Origin of the sequence: Paenibacillus sp. Marseille-Q4541 (genome assembly GCF_018310695.1) — a bacterium.
Classification (GTDB): domain Bacteria; phylum Bacillota; class Bacilli; order Paenibacillales; family Paenibacillaceae; genus Paenibacillus.
Genome location: NZ_JAGXCY010000030.1, coordinates 15,951 through 37,613, shown reverse-complemented (window position 1 = coordinate 37,613; position 21,663 = coordinate 15,951). Strand labels below are relative to the sequence as shown.

At 43.7% G+C, this 21,663-nt stretch carries 18 protein-coding genes; 4 read left to right on the top strand and 14 right to left on the bottom strand.

The annotated features are described in order from the left end of the window. Positions 1-83: 83 nt before the first annotated feature. Positions 84-2,078: an excinuclease ABC subunit UvrB gene (gene uvrB / locus KFT32_RS21750; RefSeq protein ID WP_211749571.1), complete on the bottom strand. Its 1,995-nt coding sequence runs from the start codon at positions 2,076-2,078 to the stop codon at positions 84-86. Between the two features lie 176 nt (positions 2,079-2,254). Between uvrB and KFT32_RS21745 the strand changes: the two genes are divergently transcribed. Both KFT32_RS21745 and KFT32_RS21740 read left to right on the top strand, forming a co-directional pair. Beyond that, positions 2,255-3,049 carry a flagellar motor protein gene (locus KFT32_RS21745; RefSeq protein ID WP_211749570.1) on the top strand — a complete coding sequence of 265 codons (795 nt, stop codon included), beginning with the start codon at positions 2,255-2,257 and terminating at the stop codon, positions 3,047-3,049. Further along, complete coding sequence (locus tag KFT32_RS21740) at positions 3,033-3,869, top strand: flagellar motor protein MotB (protein ID WP_211749569.1); 837 nt, start codon at positions 3,033-3,035, stop codon at positions 3,867-3,869. Before KFT32_RS21745 ends, KFT32_RS21740 begins: the two co-directional genes overlap by 17 nt. A gap of 109 nt (positions 3,870-3,978) precedes the next feature. Here KFT32_RS21740 and KFT32_RS21735 read toward each other — a convergent pair whose 3' ends face one another. The 5 genes from KFT32_RS21735 to ftsE form a co-directional block, all read right to left on the bottom strand. Continuing rightward, a complete protein-coding gene (locus KFT32_RS21735) occupies positions 3,979-5,283 on the bottom strand; it encodes a PDZ domain-containing protein (RefSeq protein ID WP_211749568.1) in 1,305 nt (434 codons plus the stop codon). A 176-nt stretch (positions 5,284-5,459) separates the two neighbouring features. Next, positions 5,460-6,920, bottom strand: coding sequence for a S41 family peptidase (locus KFT32_RS21730; protein WP_211749567.1), 1,461 nt, complete (start codon positions 6,918-6,920; stop codon positions 5,460-5,462). Between the two features lie 105 nt (positions 6,921-7,025). After that, a complete protein-coding gene (locus tag KFT32_RS21725; protein ID WP_211749566.1) occupies positions 7,026-8,378 on the bottom strand; it encodes a murein hydrolase activator EnvC family protein in 1,353 nt (450 codons plus the stop codon). Positions 8,379-8,485: 107 nt separating this feature from the next. Next, positions 8,486-9,403: a permease-like cell division protein FtsX gene (gene ftsX / locus KFT32_RS21720; RefSeq protein WP_211749565.1), complete on the bottom strand. Its 918-nt coding sequence runs from the start codon at positions 9,401-9,403 to the stop codon at positions 8,486-8,488. Further along, on the bottom strand, positions 9,393-10,079 hold the full coding sequence (gene ftsE / locus KFT32_RS21715; protein WP_211749564.1) for a cell division ATP-binding protein FtsE: 687 nt from the start codon (positions 10,077-10,079) through the stop codon (positions 9,393-9,395). The genes ftsX and ftsE overlap by 11 nt, the downstream gene beginning before the upstream one ends. 207 nt (positions 10,080-10,286) lie before the next feature. Between ftsE and KFT32_RS21710 the strand changes: the two genes are divergently transcribed. Then, the gene (locus KFT32_RS21710; protein WP_211749563.1) at positions 10,287-11,741 is read left to right on the top strand and encodes a VanW family protein; all 1,455 of its coding nucleotides are present in this window, start codon (positions 10,287-10,289) and stop codon (positions 11,739-11,741) included. A gap of 99 nt (positions 11,742-11,840) precedes the next feature. On the opposite strand, the gene KFT32_RS21705 is transcribed toward KFT32_RS21710, so the two are convergent. From KFT32_RS21705 to KFT32_RS21695, 3 genes are read right to left on the bottom strand one after another with little or no spacing between them, the layout of a single operon-like run. After that, entirely contained in the window at positions 11,841-12,560 is a 720-nt protein-coding gene (locus tag KFT32_RS21705) for a hypothetical protein (RefSeq protein WP_211749562.1), read from the bottom strand. A gap of 51 nt (positions 12,561-12,611) precedes the next feature. After that, positions 12,612-13,388 carry a cytoplasmic protein gene (locus KFT32_RS21700; protein WP_211749561.1) on the bottom strand — a complete coding sequence of 259 codons (777 nt, stop codon included), beginning with the start codon at positions 13,386-13,388 and terminating at the stop codon, positions 12,612-12,614. A 2-nt stretch (positions 13,389-13,390) separates the two neighbouring features. After that, complete coding sequence (locus KFT32_RS21695; protein ID WP_211749560.1) at positions 13,391-14,032, bottom strand: YhbD family protein; 642 nt, start codon at positions 14,030-14,032, stop codon at positions 13,391-13,393. 502 nt (positions 14,033-14,534) lie between these two features. Here KFT32_RS21695 and KFT32_RS21690 point away from each other — a divergent pair. Continuing rightward, complete coding sequence (locus tag KFT32_RS21690; protein ID WP_211749559.1) at positions 14,535-15,311, top strand: alpha/beta hydrolase; 777 nt, start codon at positions 14,535-14,537, stop codon at positions 15,309-15,311. 122 nt (positions 15,312-15,433) lie between these two features. Here the strand turns inward: KFT32_RS21690 and argH are convergent, their stop codons facing one another. The 5 genes from argH to argB all read right to left on the bottom strand — a co-directional run bounded on the left by argH (position 15,434) and on the right by argB (position 21,660). Continuing rightward, positions 15,434-16,843 (bottom strand): argininosuccinate lyase, encoded by a 1,410-nt coding sequence (gene argH / locus KFT32_RS21685; RefSeq protein ID WP_211749558.1) that lies wholly within the window; start codon positions 16,841-16,843, stop codon positions 15,434-15,436. 93 nt (positions 16,844-16,936) lie between these two features. Further along, a complete protein-coding gene (locus KFT32_RS21680; protein WP_211749557.1) occupies positions 16,937-18,169 on the bottom strand; it encodes an argininosuccinate synthase in 1,233 nt (410 codons plus the stop codon). Positions 18,170-18,618: 449 nt separating this feature from the next. Further along, on the bottom strand, positions 18,619-19,563 hold the full coding sequence (gene argF, locus KFT32_RS21675; RefSeq protein WP_211749556.1) for an ornithine carbamoyltransferase: 945 nt from the start codon (positions 19,561-19,563) through the stop codon (positions 18,619-18,621). Position 19,564: 1 nt separating this feature from the next. Next, positions 19,565-20,827: an acetylornithine transaminase gene (locus tag KFT32_RS21670; RefSeq protein WP_211749555.1), complete on the bottom strand. Its 1,263-nt coding sequence runs from the start codon at positions 20,825-20,827 to the stop codon at positions 19,565-19,567. Between the two features lie 62 nt (positions 20,828-20,889). Continuing rightward, entirely contained in the window at positions 20,890-21,660 is a 771-nt protein-coding gene (argB, locus tag KFT32_RS21665; protein WP_211749582.1) for an acetylglutamate kinase, read from the bottom strand. Positions 21,661-21,663: the final 3 nt, after the last annotated feature.

Sequence of the window (21,663 nt, the reverse complement as noted above, 5' to 3'; positions counted from 1 at the left end):
AGAAACAAAGAAGAGTACATAAAGAACAAACTTGTATGTACTCTTGAAGAAGAGAACGACCCCCACGGCCGTTCTCTTCAATATTATTCTGCCTTCAGTTCAAGAAGAGCATCACGCAATTCTGCTGCTCTCTCAAACTGCAAATTCTTAGCTGCATCTTTCATCTCTGCCTCGAGACGCTGAATCAGCGATTGGCGTTCGCGCTTCGACATTTTCTCGGCGCCACTTACGAGGTAATCGCTCTTCGATTCAGCAACCTTGGTTGCCTCGATAACTTCACGTATTTTTTTACGTATCGTCTGAGGAGTAATTCCATGCTTCTCATTATAAGCAATCTGCGTGGTCCGGCGACGTTCCGTTTCTTTGATTGCTTTATCCATCGAATCAGTTATCCTGTCACCATACATAATGACTCTACCTTCGCTGTTACGAGCCGCCCGCCCAATGGTCTGAATCAATGAGCGTTCAGAGCGAAGGAATCCTTCTTTATCAGCATCTAGGATCGCAACGAGAGATACTTCCGGTAAATCAAGACCTTCCCGCAGCAAGTTAATCCCTACGAGTACATGGAATGTACCTAGCCGCAAATCCCGAAGAATAGACATCCGTTCAAGTGTCTTAATATCAGAGTGCATATATCTGACCTTGATTCCGACTTCCTTAAAGTAATCAGTCAGATCCTCTGACATCTTCTTCGTCAATGTGGTAACGAGTACCCTTTCATCTTTATCCACCCGATCACGGATCTCATTAATCAGATCATCAATCTGACCTTTGGTAGGTCTGACTTCAATAATCGGATCGAGGAGCCCGGTAGGACGAATAATCTGTTGAGCCATATCACCTTCTGTATGTTCCAACTCATAGGGACCTGGTGTTGCAGATACATAAATAATTTGTTTCGTTTTCTCTTCAAACTCTTCAAACTTCAACGGCCGATTATCTAGAGCAGAAGGTAACCGGAAACCGTGTTCCACAAGAACCGTCTTCCGTGCTTGGTCACCATTATACATGGCGCGAATCTGCGGAAGTGTTACATGGGATTCATCCACTACAATTAGCATATCGTCTGGGAAATAATCTAAGAGCGTATAAGGTGTCGCTCCCCTTTCTCGGAATGTCAGAGGACCTGAATAGTTCTCAATCCCGGAACAGAAACCAACTTCCTTCATCATTTCGATATCATATCGAGTACGCTGTTCAAGACGCTGTGCTTCTAACAATTTCCCTTGCTCTTTAAGTTCGGCAAGACGCTCTTCCAGCTCACGTTCAATGTTAACGAGCGCAACTTTCATTGTGTCTTCATGCGTAACAAAGTGAGACGCTGGGAAAATAGCGACATGATCACGTTCACCAATGAGCTCACCGGTAAGTACATCAATCTCCGTAATCCGTTCAACTTCATCTCCAAACAACTCAACACGAATAGCATGCTGATCTTTGGAGGCAGGGAAAATTTCAACAACATCCCCTCTAACACGAAAAGTACCACGAACAAAATTAAGATCGTTCCGTTGGTACTGAATATCTACAAGCCGAGCTAAAATCTCATTACGTGGCTTCTCCATCCCTACCCGTAGAGATAACAATAAATTGGAATACTCCATCGGGGAACCGAGACCATAAATACAAGATACACTCGCCACAATGATGACATCACGACGTTCAAACAAGGAACTCGTAGCCGAGTGTCTCAGCTTATCAATTTCTTCATTTATACTTGAATCCTTCTCGATATAAGTATCGGAAGAAGGAATATATGCCTCTGGTTGATAATAATCGTAGTAACTTACAAAGTAATCCACCGAGTTATTCGGGAAAAACTCCTTAAACTCACTTGCCAGCTGTGCTGCAAGTGTCTTGTTATGCGCAATAACAAGCGTCGGTCTGTTCAGTTTTGCTATGGTCTGAGCAATTGTAAACGTCTTACCCGTCCCCGTAGCACCAAGCAAAGTCTGGTGCCTCTTGCCTGCACGCACACCTTTGACCAGTTCCTCAATTGCTGTAGGCTGATCACCCTGGGGCTGAAATTCCGACTCGAGTTCAAACGTCTTGTTGCTCATGACTATATCACTCATTGCCCAACCTCACCCTCATCGTCTAAAATAGATCTTACATTTATGTCGATATTTGCCGAAAAACCTTGTATCGGAAACATTCTTTAAATAGGAATACTTGTTCCCGTTTATTATACTCGGTTCAGGTCATTGATGCAAATGATAAGTAAGGTCAATTCAAGGAGGCGAAATCATTCATGGATATCGCGACCCTAATCGGTCTCATTGCCGGAGCAGTCGCCATTATCGGAGGTTTTTTATGGGAAGGAGGTCAAATTACAGGATTATTTCAGGTTACAGCAGCAATGATTGTTTTTGGTGGTACAATTGCTGCCATTCTGGTTAGTTATCCGATGCATCGTATTCGAACGATACCTGCAGCCCTGAGAATGGCATTCAGCAAGAGTACAAATGAAGCCAGCGTATGGATAGAAGACATTGTCGATATGTCCATGCTTGCAAGAAGAGAAGGAGTTCTAGCACTGGAACAAAAAGTGATAGAACACCCCAATGCATTTTTGAGAAATGGTGTTCAGATGGTCGTTGACGGAACGGATCAACCGGTTGTACAGCAAATTTTAGAGCTCGAAGTTGACGCCAAAGAACAGAAGTACGACGGTTATGCTAAAATATTCGAATCTGCCGGAGCTTATGCCCCAACTATGGGTATCATCGGAACGGTGATGGGGCTTGTTCAGGTGCTAGGAAGTCTGACAGACCCTACTCAGCTCGGCCCATCCATTGCCGTTGCTTTTATCGCCACTTTATACGGAGTCGCAAGTGCCAATCTTATATTTATCCCGATTGCATCCAAGATCAGATCAAAAAGTGAAGAAGAGATCTCAACCTTAGAAATGCTTTTGGAGGGCGTATTATCTGTACAAAATGGAGACAATGCGACACTCGTTCGTAAAAAACTCGAAACCTATGTACTTAAACATACGATCCCGCAAATGAATAGAAAGGGACAAGCCCATGAGAGATCGGAATAGACGCAGCCGTCTCAGACGAACACGTCAGGTGCGATCAAGTAACCCTAGTACTTCTCATGACCGCTGGATGATTACGTATGCAGACCTTATTACTCTTCTGCTCATTTTCTTCATAATGCTATATGCGATGAGTAGACTGGATGTTAATAAGTACGAAGATATTACAAGCTCTCTGCAAACAACATTCCAAAATTCGAATCATATTCTTGAAGGTAACGAAGGAATTACGGGAGACAAACCTTCCCCTAAGCATCAGAATCCGAATGGTATCGCAGATCAAACTGATGATAACCATAATGAAGCATCTGATTTCGAGAAAACGGAAACTGCTCATGAAGCCGCTTTTCGAGCACAGGAAAAAGAACTCCAGCAATTACTCAGCCAGATTGAGGGATACATAGAAGATAACAATCTGACAGATATGATTTTTGTAGAGGACAAGCCACAAGGTATATCTATCACGCTTAGTGAGCGCTTTTTATTCCGAAGCGGTGATGCCAGACTGATGGATGGATCTGCTCCCGTATTAGGCCAGTTGGCCAGCTTGTTCAGGGATCTCAGCATGAATATATCGATCGAAGGTCATACGGATAATACGCCGGTGATAAACAGCTCAACTTATAAAGATAATTGGGAATTATCCGGTGCACGGGCCCTATCCGTATTACGCTATTTTATGGATGAGGAAGGACTTGAACCCGATCATTTCCAATATGCAGGTTATGCCGATACGCGTCCAGCCAAGGATAACAGTACAGAAGAAGGTAAACAAAAGAATCGCCGGGTAGAAATTACCGTGTTGCGGCAGCTTCAAGAATAAAACAGTTCATCATATTATAAAAAATAATAGGTAACTAAAAAGAGACCCCCATTCTTCATTACATAGAATTGGAGGTCTTTCTTATATTCACAATTTTTATATTAAATATTTACATGTCTTGCCGGAAAGCATCCGCAAATCCTTCATTTGGATCTGTCTTACGCTGTGTCTGAAGCTTCATTCCGAAAATTTGATAGATAGATACCGGGCGCTCCTTAATAGCAGAACCTGTATCTGGATCAGGCGCTAATAATGCACCTAATTGATGATGCTCCCCTTCATAAATTGCACGTTGTAAAAACTTGCTCTCCCCGTTAATGTTACGTACCTCGAGCTTACAAAAGGCTGGATTCATTCGGAGACCACGGTGCAAGTCCGCAGGCGATTGAATAATCTGTCCATTCACTTTATAGATTACTTCACCAGGTGCCATTCCAAGTTCTTCTGCCGGACTTCCCGGAAGGATCGCCAGTATCTGCAATCCTTGCTTCGGATGAACATAGATGGGACTTCGATTTTCCTCCTCGTAGGAACTAATCCATACCAGAGCTTCATGTCCTAAAAATGCGAATACAATAGCAACGATAGAGATAGGACTCCACCACATAGACAAAAGCCCCAGCACAAGAAGCACGACACCGTAGAGGAATATCCGCTTTGAGGTCAGAGAAACCTTTTCTTCCGGAAGCATGCTTTTAGTCATCTCACCAAAACCGATTAGCAGTGGAAGCCCGAATAACATAAACTCTCCAGTGCCACCTGTAAATGCAGGGTTCCAGGGAAGGGTAGCTCCACTTCCTGATATGGCGGGAACAAGCAGCATTAAAGGAATCGGAATAAAATACTGCATTTGATATCCCCCAACGAGCTTCCCACGTTTCCCCTCAAAGTAAACCGGAGATGAGCCTTGTCCACGCTGGAGGCGAACGATAAGTGCATGAAAAAGATGAAGGACAGCTGACAGTACAAGAAGTGCGGATATGTCGAGTCTCTCAATCTCAAGAATGATACTCCCAATCCATCCCTCAGGCTGCCAATTGTTAATGAATCCTATGATCCACTGTATCAGCCCTAGTATGCTGATCGCATACACAGTATTTAAGTACCGGACACGGAACAGCATAAGAATGAACGAGGTTACCCAGATCAGCATAACACCTTGCCAAGAGAGCTGAATACCTAGGAACAAATATAAAATCGAGATGACAATCCCCATCAGGATACCTGTAAAAACAGCCCTAGCGGTAAGTAATGGCCATGCATTAAGACGAACGTGCAATAACTTTCGTTCTAGCATTCCTTGCCTGCGATACCAAAGAGCGATAATAATAATCCCAATATAATAAAATGGCTGGCTTAGTAAGTCGATACATGCATCCAAAATTAGCCACAGCCATGAGATAACTGCATTCAAATATACCCACGCCCCTTTTTATCCGTATCCTTTTTATACAATAAAACCAATAAAAAAAGAAGGCTGAACAGCAGCCTTCTTCTTGAAATCAGACAGTTGCGTAACTATCTGTATTCCTGATTTCGTTAAGAAAAACTTTTTCTGAACGCTAGATGTTCACCCTTGTTTTTCTTAAATTACTTCGACGTTGCTGAAGTAATTTCCTTCTTCATTTCGGAAACGGCTTTTTTGAGCTGGGTATCAAACTGCGGATTGCCGATTTTCTCAATAAGAGCTAATTCAAGCGCTCCTGCGGTTTTCTCATCCAAAGTACCGTTAGCTGTGAGTCCTTCAGCAGTCTGAAAAGCTTTCACCGCATTTTGTGTCTTCGCATCATAATACCCGTCTTTGCGATCCGTTGTGTAGCCAAGCCCCTCGAGCATCGTCTGTGCATTCTTTACATCCGTGCTATTTGAGTCAAGCTTGAGTGGTAAATTATCTTTGTTAATCGGAGCTACCGAGAAATATTCTGGCTGACTTACGCTAATATCAGGTTCAATACCTTTCTCGTGAATCCAGTCTCCGTTCGGTGTAAGCCATTTTGCGATTGTAATCTTCACAAGACTTCCGTCTCCAAGTTGGCGATCAAAGCTTGTTTGAACGGTTCCTTTACCAAAAGAATGTTCTCCTAGCAGTGTTGCTCCTGCCGACTGTTGCAATGCACCAGCCAGAATTTCAGAAGCACTTGCGCTACCCTTATTCATCAAGAGACTTACAGGGTAAGGTTTAGAAGAACCTTTTGATTCATTCTTTTCACGTGTACCGTTCTTATCTTCTACCTGAACAATGAGCTTACCTGATGGAACAAACTGTTCTGCAATATCAATAACGACAGACAATACACCACCAGGGTTATTTCGGACGTCAATGATAAGGCCTTTCATGTTCTGGCTTTCCAGTGTAGCTAACTCTTCCTTGAAGCGTTCAGCAGTATTCAGAGAAAACTGGGTAATGGTAATAATACCTATCCCATCATCCTGCATTTTCGAGTACACTGTTTCCAAATCAATGTCATCTCTTACGATTGTAAAATCGAGTGGTTCCGATGATCCTGTACGCTGAACAGATACCTTCGCTTCGCTGCCCTTCGGGCCACGAATCTTAGAGACAGCCTCATTAAGGTCAAGACCTTGCAGAGATTGGCCATTCACCGATACAATCACATCTTTGGCTTTAATGCCTGCCTTCTCGGCTGGAGACCCTTTAATCGGAGAAACTACGATTACATTGCCGTCTTGGGATGAAACCTCGGCACCAATTCCCGTAAAGGAACCCTCAATTGATTCTTCAAATTGCGCTGCTGTGTCCTTGCCCATGTAACTAGAATAAGGATCACCCAGTGATTCCATCATACCGTTAATCGCGCCGTCAATCAGTTTCGTACGATCAATGTCCTGATAGTAATTAGCCTCGATTAAATCAAGAGTTGTTTCGATTTTCGAAAGATCATTCTTCTGACTGCTCCCGGTTACACTGGCAAGCAAACCTTCTCCACCCTGACTATTCAGAGATGGGAAGCTCACAAATGCCAGTGTTAGCAAGCTCCCGCCCAATAGGGCAATGATAACCAGCATGAAAGCAGAACGCTTCTTCATCACGAGCGTCACCGCCCTTTCTATTCCGTCTAACTTACACTTCACCCTGATCTACCAGCAAGAGTATATGATAAGCTTGTACGGAATATGCCCTAAGTATGCCGAATCTTACAAATAATTCAGTGGGTTAGTGTGACTTCCGTTCACCCGCACTTCGAAGTGCAAGTGATTACCCGTTGAATTCCCTGTTGAGCCGACTTCTGCTATTTTCTGACCGCGTGATACACTGTCGCCTTCACTCACCTTGATTCCACCATTGCGGATATGTCCGTACAATGTCCACAGACCATCTCCATGGTCAACAATTACGGTATTTCCATAACCGCTTGTCCATTCTGCCACGATGACTACTCCACTCTCTGCTGCCATAATCGTCGTACCTTCAGGAGCTGCATAATCGATTCCGGCATGCATTTTACCCACTACACCTGTAATTGGGTGAACACGCGGACCATAACCTGATGAAACATAGGCTCCTGAAATAGGCATCCCGAACACTCCACTACCGCTAGAAGTGTTACTACTGGAATCATTGCTCGAGGACCCTCCGGAGCTAGAGTTTGAACTAGAACTAGAACTAGAGCCAGAGCCAGAATTAGAGCTGGAATTATTAGCGATAGAAACCTTTTTCTGTGCTTTCTTCCTAGCCGCTTCTTCTGCTGCTGCTTTAGCTCTCGCTGCTGCTGCCGCCTGTTCTGCCTTTAGTTTATTCTTCTCTTGAACCAAAGTTGAACGTTTGCTAGCAAGCGCTACGAGCATGCGATCCTGTTCTTCACTTAGCTCTTCCTGTGTCTCAATCTCACCATTATAACTTGCGATAAGGTTTTGCTTTTCTTTCTCTTTGGCATCGAGTTCAGCTTTACGTTCTTTTTTGTTAGCGTATAGCTGTTTATGTTCTTTGTATTGTTCTTCAAGCTCTTGTTTCTTCTGAACAACCAATTCTTTGTCTTTCTTATGTTCAACTAGCAGATTTTGATCTTGATCAACAATCATCTTGAGCGAGTCTGCACGCTCGAGAAAGTCTGAAAAACTAGTGGAGGAGAGTAAGACATCAAGGTAGGATACCGTTCCATCCGTATACATCAAACGCACACGCGACTCAAGCAGTTTCTCACGGGCTTTAATCCGTTCTTCCGCTTCACTCAGCTCTTTTTTGGTAAGTCGCAAATTTTCTTCTGTCAACTCAATTTGATAAGAGATGGTAACGAGTTCATTACTTACAATATTAATCTGTTCAAGTACTTTATTCAAATATTCCTTCGTTTTTTGCTTGTAGTGTTCCGCTTCTTCTTTTTTCTGAGCTGCCTTTTCCTGTTTTGTCTTGGCAGATTCAGATTGCTCCTCAAGCTTTTGAATTTCATTATCAATATCATCCAAGCTAGAAGCAGCGTAACCATAGGTAGGTGATAGAATTGTAGCAGTGAGTAAACTCATCGCAAGTGCAGTAGCCGTTTTTTTCAAGTTTTCTTCCCCATCCTTCATTAAAATTTATATATAAAACCGAATTATTTTCATTTCGTGATGAGCGGCCGTCCTTACAAAGGACCGCCGCAAATATTTACTGACAATTAGACATTAAGTGACTTACGAATAGACAATGTGCTTCCCAAAACCCCTACAAGTACTCCCATAATCACTAGCGAGCCTCCAAGCCATGACCACAGACTGGATAAAGGAACCAGGTTCAGCATGTTAATGATGATATCTTGCTGCACGGTCACGAGCAGCTGATTATAACCGACAAACAATATGCCGATCGTAATGAGAGAACCGATGAGACCAATAAGTGCACCTTCTACAAAAAATGGCCAACGAATGAAAGCATTCGTTGCACCGACCAGCTTCATAATTCCAATCTCCCGGCGTCTTGCCAGGATCGTCACGCGAATCGTGTTGGAAATCAAGAACATAGACATCAGTGCAAGTCCGGCAACAAATACAAAACCTATCGTACGGATAAGTCGTGTAATCTTGAATAAGGTCTCAACTGTTTCTTCTCCATAATTGACTTTCATAATAGGTTTTTCTGGATACTGCTCATTCAACGCCTCAATCTTATCCGCTACAAAAGTAACGGTATTCGGATCTATCAATTCAACTCGAATGGTGTCAGGAAGAGGATTGTTATCTTCATCAAAACCTTCCAACAGCTCCTGCTGATCCTCACCGAGCTTCTCTTTGAACTCAACTAAACCCTGTTCCTTCGGAACGAATTCAATTGTACTTACCTCAGGCATTGCTGCGATCTCATCCTGCAACGTTGTACGAAGCTTCTCATCTACGTTCAACTGCAGAAATGTACTAATCTCTACCTGGTTGTCCGCATCGTCGGCCATGGAATTCACATTCACGACCAAGAGTACAAACACTCCTAATATTAATAGTGAAACAATAATTGATGTTATGGATGCAATCGACATCCAGCCGTTGCGGAATATGCTTTTGAATCCTTCCCGCAGGTGGCGCAAGAAGGTACTAAAATTCATAGCCGTATTCCCCTCTCAACTCGTCTCGAACGATATGTCCCTGTTCAATGGCAATAACCCGTTTCCGCATTTTGTTTACAATGTCACGGTTGTGAGTAGCCATCACAATGGTTGTGCCTCGGAAATTAATCTCATCAAGGAGCTGCATAATTCCCCAGGAGGTTTCGGGATCAAGGTTTCCGGTAGGTTCATCCGCAATAATCACAGAAGGATTATTAACGATGGCTCTTGCAATCGCGATCCGCTGCTGCTCACCACCGGAGAGCTGTGCCGGCTCGCGGTCTGCCTTTTCCTTAAGACCAACAAGGTCCAGAACCTCCATTACACGTTTCTTGATATGTTTCTTAGGTGCTTCAATAACTTCCATAGCAAAAGCAACATTCTCAAATGCCGTCATCTTGGGAAGCAATCTGAAATCCTGAAAGACAACCCCGATATTACGTCTGACATATGGAATCTTGCGATGTTTCAACTTACCAATATTAAATCCGTTCACTGATATTTGACCTTTAGTTGGGACTTCTTCTCTGTAAATCAGTTTCATAAATGTCGATTTGCCCGCTCCAGACGGTCCGACAATATACACGAATTCATTGCGGTCAATCTTTACCGAGACGCCTTGGAGTGCATGCGCGCCGTTCGGATAGGTCTTCCACACGTCTTGTAACTCAATCACATCATCACTTCCCGTTGCATTAGTAGCTTCTTTGTCATTTCGACACTTTCCATTGATTTCCTTTAAAATCTCTTGAATTTCATCAAGATGTTTCTCATTGTAACAAATTTGTTACCTTTTGAGTAGCCGAAAGATTTTCTCTCCTTGCGCATATATTGAAATAGTGTTCCTAACACCGGTAAATCGGAAGTCTGAAGGGAGTTTTACATGAAAAAAATTCACATTTCGTTCATTGTTTTTGCGTTTTTCATCCTCCTTTTCGCTTTTGTTTTTGGCTGGCTTTACATGTATGCTCATCAGTCCAAAATCCCACCGGGAGTTCATTTATCCGACTGGTCTGTTGGAGGGCAAAATCAGACTACCGTGTTACATGAGCTTGATGAGAAACTGACAGCACTTGAAAACCTCCCACTTACAGTTCAGTCAGAAAACAACAATCTATCTGTGCCAGATCTTACTTTGGCTGATGCCGGCGTGTCCTTCAGCGCAGATAAGTTCAAGCAGGCTCTAAGTACACTTTCAGAAGGCGGGCTTATCCAAAGAGTAGTTCATCGCTGGCATTTCTCCGAGCAGTGGGAGATCGAAACCACCATGGATAGTGACCAGCTCAAACAAAAGCTAACTCCGGAATGGGAGAAAGAACAATTCGGAACTCCGGTAAATGCAGTCAGGCAAATTACACCGAACGATGAGGTCGTTTATGTACCCGAACAAAGTACACGACGCATCAAGTGGGACCAAATGAAAGAAAAATTATCTCAGGTCATACCTGATGATTTTTCTTTACTCGCTCAGAAAGACCAAACAACACCTAGTATATTTATCGACCTACCTCTCCAAGAGGTGAAGCCCTCCGTTACAATTGCGTCTCTAAAAGAAGAAGGGATTGAAAGAAAAATTATCGAGGTGACAACATCTCTTGGATCAAGCGGAGAAGGAAGAGCACATAATGTCAGTGCCGCTGCTAGCGCATTAAATGGCCTAGTTCTAAAGCCAGGAGATATTTTTGATTATGGCAGTATCGTGGAAAAGGCGGAGAAAGAAAGCGGATTTCAGGAAGCTCCTGTGATTGTGAAAGGTCAATTGGTACCCGGTGTAGGAGGAGGAATATGCCAAGTATCCAGTACGCTATATAATGCTGCCCTTAGAACAGGACTAGAAATCGTAGAAAGACGAAATCATTCACTTCCAGTCAGTTATCTTCCGAAGGGACTTGATGCAACATTTGCATCCGGATTTATTAATTTTCGTTTTAAAAACACGACCGGTAAATCACTCCTCATCAAAGCAGATGTAAAAGACCGTGAACTCCTCATTTCCTTCTTCGGAACATTTCCGGAGAATGTAAGTTATGAACTCGATACAAATCTACTCGAAACACTATCTGCCCCCCTTTCCTATGTAACCGATGCTTCGCTTTCCCCAGGAAGTGAGGTTGTGCGTCAGGCAGGATCCACCGGCTATGTCGTCGCTTCGTATCAAATCAAGAAGGTTGACGGAGAGGTTGTCTCCCGTAAGCTGATTTCAAAAGATACCTACCGACCGCAGGAACGGGTCCTTGCTGTAAATCGTAACACTCATCAGAAAGAGACGCCTAGCGATTCACCTGACATGGAGTCACCTCCTGTGGAAGATGGCGTTCGTACTGAAAACGGCAATTAATTTTTAAAAACAACAATAACCCGGTCCAGTACTTCAGGGCCCGGGTTATTTATTTATTTTTCATCATAATCATGGAGTATTTCATCCTACCCACTGAATTTATAAAGAACCGATCTGGTTGCATGCATCTATTTTAGCGTCCGAATGCTCTCTGTAGGATTCACTATACTCAACAAGCCCAATCTTGCATCCTGGTCCAATGTACACCTTGCGCCCTCTGACCACTTTGGCTTCCGTGTACTCCAAATGAATAACGTCTCCTTCGATTGTCTCTGCAATCAGATCTCTGTGACGGTTCTGACCAAACATATTTAGCAAGGAGGACATAAATGTTCTCTTCACCTTTATGGAATGACCACCGATTTCAGTAGCTTTGCAAAGCCCGTACAGTACAATATCAATATGTTCTGCATTAAGCATTCCAGAAGCTTGAATTTCTCCTCTAATTGTCAATTGTTCTGCATTACAGTCCCCATGAAGACGAACAGAGCCTGCCCCTTTAAAACTTTCACTCTGGATGGAATTTCTTACGGTGGTATCTCCATACAACTTCACCTGACGAACTTCAAGCTTACCTCCTACTTCTAACTGACCACTCGTTTTAATGGAGTCCCCATATATATCTCCCTGAACCTTGAGATTACCCGTAAGCTTAGTTTCATTGCTTCGAAGATGTCCATTCACCACCGCTGTTCCCGTACATTTAAAGAAACTGCTAACTACATCGCTATGAATAGTACCTTCACCCACAATTTTCACATTCTGAAATGTGCCGCCTGCTGAGCTTCCCGTACCTGTAATCTTGATATCCTTATCCATTCGTTCGCTCCTGTACCCTGTTATCATATATCCTAACTTCCTCCCTACGCCTTACACATGGATATGCTGTCTCACTTCGGATTCTGGATCCTGTTCGTAAGACACACTGTATTCCACTACACCAATTTCACAACCAGGTCCAATGGAAATCCGGCTTCCTCTGACCGTCTCTGCATGAGTATGCTCTAAATAAATATCGTCACCTTCAATGATTTTGGTCTTCAGCCTTGGTGTCATTGCCGGGACAAACTGATCCAGTAATCTTACCCTAGATTTACGGCGCACCTGAATTTGCTCTCCACCGATTTCTTCTACCTCACAACGATGATGGAGCATAATATCTACAGTACCTGCATTCAGCATACCCTTGATCTTAAAACCACCCTGTACTTCAATGGTCTCACATTCAACATCTTTCCCTATTGTGATTCCCCCTGCTATCTCTACATGGCTTGCGATCAATTTACCATCTACCGTTGCTTTCCCATTCACAATCAGTTTGTCTGTTTCTAGATTTTCTCTAATCGTACAAATCCCATCAATACGCGTCTGTTTCGTGTCTGCTCCGCCTTCAATCTTACTGCTTCCGTTTACTTGATATTCCTCAGCAATCATATTGCCTTGAACACTGGCTGCCCCATTCACCACGTACCGCTCACAGCGAAGGTTTCCTTGTAATCCCGAATTACCATTCACTTCGTAGCTCACACAATCCATATCACTTGAAAACTTTCCGACCCCATCCACTCGAACATGACGGTACACACCACCCGCTGATTTGCCAACACCTGAAATATTTAAGTCATGTCTGGTTTGTTCATTCATCATTTCTATCCCTCCGACTCACTTATTTTGACTTTCAGTTGCTCCAGATAGGTTCCCAGTGATAAACGCAATACTTCTTTCACTCCCGTGTCAAAGTACACATCACTCCCTGTACTTACGATGGTAAATATGGGAACTCCCATCTTACGGGTCAAAATCATGTCACAGCCCTTATCTTGAAACTTGGCGTAATACTGTTGAAACGTCTGCACGAGCAGAATGCCTTCCTCACGAGTCATATGACCACTGGCGAGAGCCTGGTCCAGAACATAGATGCACAACATTTCTTCAAAAGAAAAAGTCTGGTTCTCTTTTCCAAGCCCACTCTCCATATAAAGGTGTATTGAAATCGGTGTTACCAGATGTTTTTGTTCCATTTCCACTCGTGTAAGCACCTTATTACTCACCGATGGAGAGAACATATCTGCCAATTCATCTAAAGAAAGATCATCTTTCATATTTTTTATTCGGTCAATTCGTGATAAGATGCTTTCCCTAGGAAAAAAAGTCTCCTGTCCTGTAAAAGAAGATTTACGTATAAACCAATCCTCCGGAATTAGGTTTTTTCGCTTCCAACGATATAGTTGACCGTATGATATCCCAGTGATTTCCAAAAGTTCTTTCTTTGATATTAAATCTTCAGGCATTTGAAACCAACCCCCTGAAAACAATGTAACATAACATTGTTACGCTGTAAATGTGTGTTACGATCATTTTTACGATTTTTCTTGATACAAAGCCCTTTTTCTCTTGAATTCGAGAAATTAATTATAATAAATAAAATAAATATCTACTTATCCAGCTGTTGATAACTTTTCAAAAAACGTTGTTTTTCTCTCTGTTTATTCACAAATTGGCATTGAATTCGAAAAAATACCGTCTTGACTGTGGGTAATGTGCATAGATCTGTGCATAAATACGTAATGATCAATATCAGTTTGCGATTAGTATGTGAATAACACAATGTTATGCACAAGATGGGTATAACGTTGTGTATGAATTCCTTTTTTAAGCTACGTTTATTCAATAAGCTGTGGATTTTTACTTACCCTCATCACTTTATTGTATGGAGTTTCTCTAGAAGTTTTCGTTATAATAGATAGGAGTAACACCGTCTTTCATCTTGTAACAACGGAAGGAGTACAACTCATGGCACTTATGCAAAGTCATTTTTATTCGGAAATACTCGGTATAAATACTACGATGCACGTCATTTTGCCTCAGGAAACTTCTACACAGATTGGAGTCGACACCAAGCAAAGCAAAGGACTTCATAAGACACTATATCTCCTTCATGGTCTGTCTGATGATGATTCAATCTGGCTCCGCCGTACTTCCATTGAACGTTATGCATCCGCTTACGGCATTGCTGTTGTTATGCCAAACGTTCATCGCAGCTTTTATACGGATATGGCTGAAGGAAGCGCTTATTTTAAGTACATATCTGAAGAACTTCCAACTCTCGCCCGCTCCTTCTTCCCTTTATCTGCAGCACGAGAAGACAACTTTGTTGCCGGCTTATCTATGGGTGGTTATGGCGCGATAAAGATGGCTTTGAGTTTACCCGAATCGTATGCTGCAGCTGCAAGCCTATCGGGTGCACTCGACATGGCGAATCACTTGGAGCGGATGAAAGAACATCAGGGAGCGGACACGGAGTTCAAACGGATTTTTGGTGACCATATCAAAGGTACCGAGAATGATTTAATGTGGCTTCTGAAACAATGTGAACAAAAGGACGCCCCTAAGCCAAAATTGTTCCAGTGCTGTGGTACGGAAGACTTTTTGTATGAAGATAACCTTTCTTTCCGTTCAGCAGCAGAGCAAACAAACTTAGACTTCACTTACATTGAAGGACCAGGCGAACATGAATGGGGTTATTGGGATGCCCGCATCCAGGATGTGTTAAAGTGGCTTCCCCTCTAAGTATTTCCTTCAGTAAAGATTGAGATAAGGAAAAGCACATTAAAAAAGAGAGCAGCTCGGTAGGCTGCTCTCTTTTTTAATAATTGTTTATAACGCACGGGACACGCCCGTTCGTTATATTTTTACGCTTCCGCATGCTCAACAAGCCACTGGTTTGTTAGACGCATAATCGCTTCACTCCGCTTAATCGCATCGGATACTTGATCGGAAGCTGTTCCCCCGTAAACGTTCCGTGCATTCACTACCGCTTCCGGTTGCAGTACAGCGTATATTTCGTCGTCAAACAATTCTGAGAACTGTTTGAACTCCTCCAGCGAAAGATCTAGCAAATATTTGCCGTTCTGAATACAGTAGAGCACCGTTTTACCAATGACTTCATGAGCCTGACGGAAAGGAAGGCCTTTGTTTACAAGGAAATCCGCAATATCCGTTGCGTTAGAGAAGTCTTTATTTACCGCTTCACGCATACGACCTTTGTTCACTTTCATCGTGGCAATCATCGGAGCAAACAGCTGCAAAGCACCTTCTAGTGTCGCTACCGTATCAAACATACCTTCTTTATCTTCCTGCATATCCTTGTTATAAGCGAGTGGCAAAGATTTGAGGACCGTAAGCAGCCCTATGAGATTACCATAGACACGGCCGGTTTTACCGCGAACAAGTTCCGGTACATCCGGGTTTTTCTTCTGCGGCATAATACTGCTTCCCGTACAGAAGGCATCATCCAGCTCTACAAATCCGAATTCTGTACTGCTCCACAGCACAAGTTCTTCACTAAGACGCGACAAATGCATCATGATTAGTGATGCGTCCGCCAGGAACTCCACAATAAAATCACGGTCACTAACTGCATCCAAACTGTTCTCGTATACACGATCGAATTGCAGTTGCTCTGCCACAAAATGACGGTCGATTGGGAATGTTGTACCTGCAAGCGCCCCCGCACCGAGTGGAAGTACATTAATTCGTTTGTAACTGTCCATCAGTCTCTCTGCATCCCGCTGGAACATAGATACATAAGCCATCAGATGATGAGCAAACAAAATCGGCTGTGCTCTTTGTAAATGGGTATAACCAGGTACGATGGTGTCCACATTTTCTCTAGCTTGTCCAATGAGTGCCTCTTGCAACGTATGGAGCATACCGACAATTTCGATGACCCGCGCACGCAAGTATAAATGCATATCTGTCGCTACCTGATCATTCCGGCTGCGTCCAGTATGTAATTTTCCACCCACAGGACCGATTTGTTCAATCAGATTCTTCTCAATATTCATGTGGATATCTTCATCGGATACGGAAAATTCGATCTGGCCAGAACGGATTTTATCAAGTACCGTCTGCAAACCTTCTTTAATCGTCTCCACATCTGCCTGAGGTAAAATGCCGCATTTCCCTAGCATCGTCACATGAGCCAGACTGCCCTGAATATCCTCTTCTGCTAATGCTTTGTCAAAGTTGATGGATGCTGTATATTCTTCTACCAGATGGTTCGTCTGTTTGGTGAACCGCCCGCCCCATAGTTTACTCATGTCGCTGCCTCCCTTTCACATCTCATGGACAAAGACCGCCCCTGTTACTTATCAAGGAACGGCCTTTCGTCTCCTTACCTTATATAGCTGCTCTTATTGATTCTGTGCCACGCCGGATCCGACTTTCAGTCGAAGTGCATTCAAACGAATGAAACCTGTAGCATCCCCTTGGTCATACGCTTGGGTTGGATCAGCTTCCATTGTCGCAATGTCTGGATTATACAAGCTGACTGGGCTTTTCACACCAGCACCAATAATGTTACCTTTGAACAGCTTCACACGAACCGTTCCTGTTACGTTCTTCTGACTCTCTGTAACGAGGGCTTGAAGGGCAAGACGCTCCGGAGCAAACCAAAAACCGTTATACACTAGTGTACTGTAACGAGTAATCAGACTGTCACGCAGGTTCATCACTTCACGGTCCATCGTGATGGACTCCATTTTGCGATGAGCAGTGAACAAGATCGTTCCACCCGGAGTTTCATATACACCACGGCTCTTCATGCCGACAAAACGGTTTTCGACCATATCAACACGGCCAATTCCGTGTTTGCCACCAAGCTCATTCAGTTTCTCCATAACTTCTAGCGGACTAAGCTTCTCGCCATTCAAGGCAACACAGTCACCTTTATAAAATTCAAGCTCTAGATACTCTGCTTCATCCGGTGCATCTTCAGGATCATTACTTAGTAAGAACATTTCCTTATTCTCAGGAGCACTTGCATCAAACCAAGGATCCTCCAGTACACCACTTTCATAGCTGATATGTAATAGATTACGGTCCGTAGAGTATGGCTTCGCCGCAGATGCCGTTACTGGAATGCCATGTTGTTCTGCATAAGCAATCATCTCTGCACGTCCAGGAAACTGGTTACGGAACTCTTCCAGACGCCAAGGGGCAATAACCGCAATATCCGGTGTAAGTGCCGCTGCATTCAGCTCAAAACGAACTTGGTCGTTACCTTTACCTGTCGCTCCATGGGCAATCGCGGTTGCTCCTTCCGCAATCGCAATATCGACCATACGTTTTGCGATAAGCGGACGAGCAATACTTGTACCGAGCAGGTATTGTCCTTCGTACATCGCTCCTGCTTGGAACATTGGGTAAATGAAGTCTTTAGCGAACTCATCGCGGAGATCGTCAATGTATACTTTGGATGCTCCTGTAGCCAGTGCTTTTTCCTCTAGACCGTCTAACTCGTCTTTTTGTCCAATATCTGCGGTAAATGCAATAATTTCTGCGTCATATGTTTCTTTCAGCCATTTCAGAATGACGGACGTATCCAATCCACCAGAATAGGCTAGTACTATTTTCTCTTTTGCCATGTTGGTTCCTCCTCGTTCATTGCGACGGGCTCGTTATTGGTAATGCGACGGGCTCGTTATTGGCTAATTCACTCCGGTTGTTTTGCTTCGCAAAGCCAAAAGTCGTTCATTATCCAATAACTTCTCCCTGAAGTGGTATTACAAGCCTCAACATAAAAATAATAAAAAGAATCTAAAATTAAGTACCTTTGCACAGGCAGCTTGTGATCACTCGCTCACTGTGCTAAAACCTAAAGACCGTAAACCTTAAAAACTTAAACCTTAAAAGCTCAAACCTTTAAAACATAAATTAATTTCAATTGATTTTTGCTTACATCATCACTCAATCAGCACCAAGCAAGCCTATTCCATATTCTAACACCAAACGAGTATCCGTTTGTCATTTTTGTAAGAAAAAACTATGTTCTTGTACGATCATGGTAGAAAGCATACTCAAGTCAGAAACGTTATTAGCCCATTAATGCAGCCATTAATGCTTTCTGTGCATGCAGGCGATTCTCAGCCTGATCAAAGATGGCAGAGTTCGGGCCATCAATAACTCCTTCGCTTACTTCTTCACCGCGATGCGCAGGCAGACAATGCAAGAAGATGTAATCTGGCTTCGCCCCTTTTACAAGCTCCTCATCTACCTGATAGTCAGCAAAAGCAGCCTCACGCGCCTTCTGCTCCTCTTCGAAGCCCATGCTCGCCCAAACGTCTGTATAGATGATGTCTGCATCTTGTACTGCTTCCTGTGCACTATTGGTTACGACTACCTCAGCACCGGTCTCTTTGGCTATAACTTTCGCCTGATCCACAATAACCGCAGACGGTTCATATCCAGTCGGGCTCGCTACAGATACATGTACACCCAGCTTTGCAGCTCCCAGCATCAAAGAATGTGCCATATTGTTACCGTCACCGACATATGCCATTTTCAGGCCTTTCAGTTTGCCCTTATGCTCAAGTACGGTCTGGAAGTCAGCTAGTACCTGACAAGGATGGGCGTCATCGCTCAGTCCATTAATCACAGGAATATCGGCATATTTAGCGAGCTCAGTTACATTGCTATGAGCAAATGTACGGATCATGATCCCATCAAGGTAACGGGACAGCACCTGAGCCGTATCACTGATCGTTTCCCCGCGGCCCAGCTGGATATCATTTTTGCTCAAGAATAAAGCGTGGCCCCCAAGTTGAAACATACCTACTTCAAAGGACACACGAGTACGCGTTGATGATTTTTCAAAAATAAGTCCAATGGTTTTACCCTTTAGCGGTTGGTATACTTCTCCGCTTTTTTGCTTCTTCTTGATATCGATCGCAAGCTGCAGAAGATACTCAATCTCCTCACTTGTATAATCCGTAAATTCAATAAAGTCCCGGCCTTTCAGACTCAGTTGTGTAATCGCCATGTTATTCTCCTCCTATCGTTGCTTTGGCAGCGACATGTTCTTCAATCAACGTCACGATCAGCGATACCGCCGTATCGATCTCTTCTTTGGTCACGTACAGGTTCGGCAGAAAACGGATAACATCCGGTCCTGCGGTCACAAATAAGAATCCTTTTTTCTGTCCAGCAAGGACAATCTCGCCAACTGCTTCTTTACACGCGATTCCAACGATCAGGCCTTTTCCGCGAATCTCCGTAACAAAAGGTTGCTCTGCCAAGTGAGTACGTAGTGACTCCATTAAATAATCGCCCATCTCCGCAGCACGAGCAGGAAGGTTATCCTCAAGTATGGTCTCAACCGTTGCAAGAACCGCTGACATCGCTAGAGGAGTTCCTCCAAATGTCGTTGCATGACTGCCGGCGGTGAACGCTTCACGAAGATATCCTTTACCGAGCATCGCTCCCACCGGAAAGCCGCTTGCAATTCCTTTGGCAACAGTGAAAATATCTGGTTCGATTCCATAATGTTCGTGTCCAAACAATTTCCCTGTCCGGCCCATTCCCGTCTGAACCTCATCCATAATAAGCAACAGTCCATGTTCCTCACACAGAGCTTTGACTTCTGCCAAAAACGCTGGTTCAACGACATGAATTCCGCCTTCTGCTTGAATCATTTCGAGCATAATGGCCGCTGTATGCGGTCCAATAGCTTCTTTCAGAGCTGGAATGTCATGTAAAGGTACATGAACAAATCCTTCTGGAAGAGGAAGGAAACCTTCTTTAACCTTGTCCTGACCCGTTGCAGTCAATGTTGCGAGCGTACGTCCATGAAAAGATTGCTTGAAAGTAATGATTTCAAAGCGGCCCTTCCCAAGCACTTTTTGTTGATATCTTCTCGCAAGCTTAATTGCTGCTTCGTTCGCTTCAGCACCACTGTTACAGAAGAACACAGCATCTGCACAAGTGTTTGCCGTCAGCAATGCCGCTGCCTTTTCTTGAGCAGGAATATGGAACAGATTTGATACATGCCATAGTTCATCCAGCTGCTCTTTTACTTTGGCAATAACCCCGTCCGGTGCATGACCCAAATTGGTTACCGCGAGTCCGCTCATGAAATCAAGATATTGATTCCCTTGATCATCCCACAGATAACTTCCCTTCCCTTTCACAAGATTCAGAGGATAACGAGCATAGGTTGGAAAAAGGGAACTTTCAGAGGCCACCGTGCTTTGCTGATCTGCCTGCGATTCCGCAACACTGTGCTGAGATGGGTTGGTAACGGTCATTTTTTCACTCTCCTGTCCATGGATACGCGTATGCGTCTAGTTACTTAAGGCTTATTTATGAATTACATCTGTACGATTCGAGTTCCTATGGTTTCCCCTTTAACTACCCGACTGAGTACTCCAGGCTCGCTTCCGTCCACAATAACGACTTCCTTCACCTCACCGTGGATACATGCAATGGCTGCTTTTACTTTTGGAATCATTCCTCCGTAAATTTCTCCGGTCTGGATCATAGTCTGAATCTCTTGCACCGTTACTGAGGGCAATACTTCTTTTATTCCATTTACATTTTTCATAATTCCAGGTACATCTGTTACCACAATCATTCGTTCTACACCTAGGTGAGAAGCTACTGCTCCCGCCGCTGTATCTGCGTTGATGTTGTAGCGCTGACCCTCTTTATCTATACCAATAGGAGCAATGACAGGCATATATCCCATTTCAAGTATCCCTTGAATGATAGTTGCTTCTACTCCGGTTACATCCCCCACATGACCAACTTCTACATGATTACTTACAGGTTCTGCCTGAATGAGCCCTCCATCTACACCCGAGAGACCTAACGCTTTGCCACCAGAAGTTTGTATTAGACGGACAATCTGCTTATTAATGCTTCCCGCAAGGACCATCTCTACTACATCTAGTACAGGCTCCGTCGTTTTTCGCAAACCATTTACAAACTCCGTCTCAATCCCTAGTTTTGCTAGATTTTCTGAAATGGCAGGACCCCCGCCGTGAACAATAACAGGCTGCATTCCTTCCGTCTGGAGCTCATGCAAGTCTTCAAAAAAAGAGGCCGGTAGTGCAGCAAGCGTACTGCCTCCGCATTTCATAAC